A 2,840-nucleotide genomic window follows, 5' to 3' on the forward strand; every position below is an offset into this window, starting at 1 on the left:
TCCGCCACTACTACCTGGAGGGCCAGGGCGTACGGGAGCCGCTCGACCCGGACCTGCTGGCCCAGAGCGTCCTGCGTGGGGTCCTGCGGAACCGGGCGCTCGTGATCGAACCCGCTCGGGCCCGGGCGACGTGGCGGCTGCAGCGCCTGTCGCCGGCGCTGATGGACCGGATGCTCACCAGGTACGTGCGCGCGACGAGGCGCCGGCGGGACGAGGGGCCCGCCGGCGCCTGAGGCGACTCGGTGGCCGAGTGGCCTCAGTGCTCGTCGGCGTCCGATTCGGCCTTGGTCACGTGGACGGTGCCGTGCTCGTGCTCCGGCGGGGCGTAGATCGAGTAGACCTTGAGCGGCTCGTCGCCGATGTTGGTGACGTTGTGCCACGACCCGGCGGGGACGAGGATCACCCAGTCGTCGCCGACCTCCTCGTCGAACTCCAGGCGGTCCTCGGCCGGCCCCATCTGGACGCGACCGCGGCCCTGCTCCACGCGCAGGAACTGGTCGTGGTCCTCGTGCACCTCCAGCCCGATGTCGTCCCCGGGCGCGATCGCCATGACCGTCATCTGAAGGTGCTCACCGGTCCACAGCGTGGTCCGGTAGTTGGTGTTGGCGAGGGTCGCGTCCTCGATGTTGACGACGTAGGGGTGGGGTCCGTGATCGGTGGCGGTCATGGTGTGGTCCTCTCGCTCTCGTGCACGTCGGCTCGCGCCCGGTCGTCTCCATCATGCCGGGCGCGGTCGGCTCGCGATCCGGCTCCCTTCTGCCACGGCCACCGGCCCGAGATCTCGAGCTCGAGCGACCAGCTGAGGAACGTCCTGATGAGCACGACCAGCGCGAGCAGGCCGACCGAGTTGTAACTCGGCGAGATCGCGACGGTCCGGATGATGTCCGCGGCCACCAGGAGTTCCAGGCCCAGCAGGATCGCGCGTCCGAGCCGGCGGCGGAACGCGGTGTAGACGTCGCCCTCCGGGCCGGTCCGGCGACGCGGGTCGAGGGCGAACAGGGCCGCCACCAACGCGCCCACCACGATGGCGGCCACGCCGGCCGCGTCCATCGTCTTGCCCACCAGTTCCACGGCCTCTGTGAACGTCATGAACGAACTGTAGACCCGCCCGGCGAGGCGCGAGGGGCCTCCGCGGACCCTATGGTTGACAGATCAACTAAAGTGGGGGCATGACTCAACACACCACCTCCGCCACGCCCGCCTCGTCGTCACCCTCCGTCGCCCTCGGCCTCGACACCTTCGGCGACACCACAGTCGATGACCGAGGCGCGCGCGTCCACCACGCCCAGGTGATCCGGGATGTCGTCGAGCAGGCGGTCCTGGCCGACCAGGTGGGCGTCGACGCCTTCGGGGTGGGGGAGCACCACCGGCCCGACTACGCCGTCTCCGCCCCGGATGTGGTGCTGGCCGGCATCGCGACCCGGACGCGGCGCATCACGCTCGGCTCGGCGGTCACCGTCCTGTCCAGCGACGACCCGGTCCGGGTGTTCCAGCGCTTCTCCACGATCGACGCCCTGTCGAACGGGCGCGCCGAGGTCGTGCTGGGGCGCGGGTCCTTCACCGAGTCGTTCCCGCTGTTCGGCCTCGATCTCCAGCAGTACGAGCAGCTGTTCAGCGAGAAGCTGGACCTGTTCTCCGCGCTGTTGCCCGAGACGCCGGTGACGTGGTCCGGGGAGCTGCGGCGTCCCCTGGTCGACCAGCGCGTGTACCCGGAGACCGAGGGCGGGCTCTCCGCGTGGATCGCCGTGGGCGGCAGCCCCGAATCCGTGGTGCGCGCGGCCCGCTACCGGATGCCCCTCATGCTGGCGATCATCGGCGGGCCCGCCGGCAGCTTCGCCCCCTTCGCCGACCTGTACCGCCAGGCCAACGCGCAGCTCGCGGGCACCGACGCCCCGCGGTTGCCGATCGCCGTGCACTCGCCGGGTTTCGTCGCGGAGACCGACGAGAAGGCCGCCGCCCTGGCCCTGCCCCACTGGCTGGTCAACCGCAACAAGATCGGCCGCGAGCGGGGCTGGGGGGACGCGGGGGAGGCCGACTTCCACCGCGAGGTGAGGTCCGGGGCGATGTACGTCGGCTCACCCGAGACCGTCGCGCAGAAGATCGCCGCGACCGTGCGCACACTGGGATTGGACCGCTTCGACCTCAAGTACGCCAGCGGCCCCACCCCGCACGAGCACCTCATGAACTCGATCGACCTCTACGGCCGCAAGGTCATCCCGCGCGTCCGCGAGCTGCTCGCCGGGGCGGGGTACGAACCCGGAGTGCCGCAGCAGGTGTCCCGCGGCTGACGGTCGGGTCCGGGCGGGAGTCGATCTGCGTGGGACGGGGCGGAGGCTTACGGTGGTGTCATGCTCTTCGCGTTCTCCGTCGCACCCACCACGACCGCGGACGAGTCGGCGTCCATGAGCGAGGCCGTCGCCGAGGCGGTCCGGGTGGTCCGCGCGTCCGGCCTGCCCCACGAGACCACCTCGATGTTCACCACCATCGAGGGCGAGTGGGACGAGGTGATGCCCGTCATCCGCGCCGCCACCGACGCGGTGCTGGCGGTGTCCTCGCGGGTGAGCCTGGTGCTCAAGGCCGACCTGCGGCCCGGGCACTCCGGTGAGCTGCGGGGGAAGGTGGACCGGGTGGAGCACCACTTACAACACGGACTGGCTGCGGACCCCGGGGGAGGGGAGAGGGGCGACGACGACGAGGTGGTCGCCCCGTGACCTCCCGCACTCCCTCGGATCACTCTGTGAACGACTCCGGATCCGCCGGCCCGCACGGCGCGGACGGCCCGGCCCCGCGTGGTGCGCAGACGGTCGCGTACGTGGCGGCGACCGCACTCGGCGGGATCG

4 protein-coding genes and 1 pseudogene are annotated in these 2,840 nt (G+C 71.5%); 3 read left to right on the top strand and 2 right to left on the bottom strand.

The annotated features are described in order from the left end of the window. Positions 1-233 (top strand): annotated as a pseudogene (locus G6017_RS14165) (short-chain dehydrogenase); the annotation flags it as partial. Positions 234-256: 23 nt separating this feature from the next. On the opposite strand, the gene G6017_RS14170 reads toward G6017_RS14165, so the two are convergent. Beyond that, positions 257-667 (bottom strand): cupin domain-containing protein, encoded by a 411-nt coding sequence (locus G6017_RS14170; protein WP_182617939.1) that lies wholly within the window; start codon positions 665-667, stop codon positions 257-259. Beyond that, positions 664-1,089: a DUF1622 domain-containing protein gene (locus G6017_RS14175; protein WP_182617941.1), complete on the bottom strand. Its 426-nt coding sequence runs from the start codon at positions 1,087-1,089 to the stop codon at positions 664-666. Before G6017_RS14175 ends, G6017_RS14170 begins: the two co-directional genes overlap by 4 nt. 80 nt (positions 1,090-1,169) lie before the next feature. Between G6017_RS14175 and G6017_RS14180 the strand changes: the two genes are divergently transcribed. Together G6017_RS14180 and G6017_RS14185 are read left to right on the top strand one after the other, a co-directional pair. Beyond that, complete coding sequence (locus G6017_RS14180) at positions 1,170-2,288, top strand: LLM class flavin-dependent oxidoreductase (RefSeq protein WP_182617943.1); 1,119 nt, start codon at positions 1,170-1,172, stop codon at positions 2,286-2,288. A gap of 60 nt (positions 2,289-2,348) precedes the next feature. Continuing rightward, positions 2,349-2,711, top strand: a complete 363-nt coding sequence (locus G6017_RS14185; RefSeq protein WP_182617944.1) for a thiamine-binding protein — start codon at positions 2,349-2,351, stop codon at positions 2,709-2,711. Positions 2,712-2,840 lie beyond the last annotated feature (129 nt).

It is taken from the genome of Dietzia sp. B44 (genome assembly GCF_014145245.1).
GTDB classification, from domain to species: Bacteria; Actinomycetota; Actinomycetes; order Mycobacteriales; family Mycobacteriaceae; genus Dietzia; species Dietzia natronolimnaea.

Excerpts from the sequence above, each read along its gene's own strand:
- G6017_RS14170 (WP_182617939.1), bottom strand. The coding sequence starts at position 667 with ATGACCGCCACCGATCACGGACCCCACCCCTACGTCGTCAACATCGAG.
- G6017_RS14175 (WP_182617941.1), bottom strand. The coding sequence starts at position 1,089 with ATGACGTTCACAGAGGCCGTGGAACTGGTGGGCAAGACGATGGACGCG.
- G6017_RS14180 (WP_182617943.1), top strand. The coding sequence starts at position 1,170 with ATGACTCAACACACCACCTCCGCCACGCCCGCCTCGTCGTCACCCTCC.
- G6017_RS14185 (WP_182617944.1), top strand. The coding sequence starts at position 2,349 with ATGCTCTTCGCGTTCTCCGTCGCACCCACCACGACCGCGGACGAGTCG.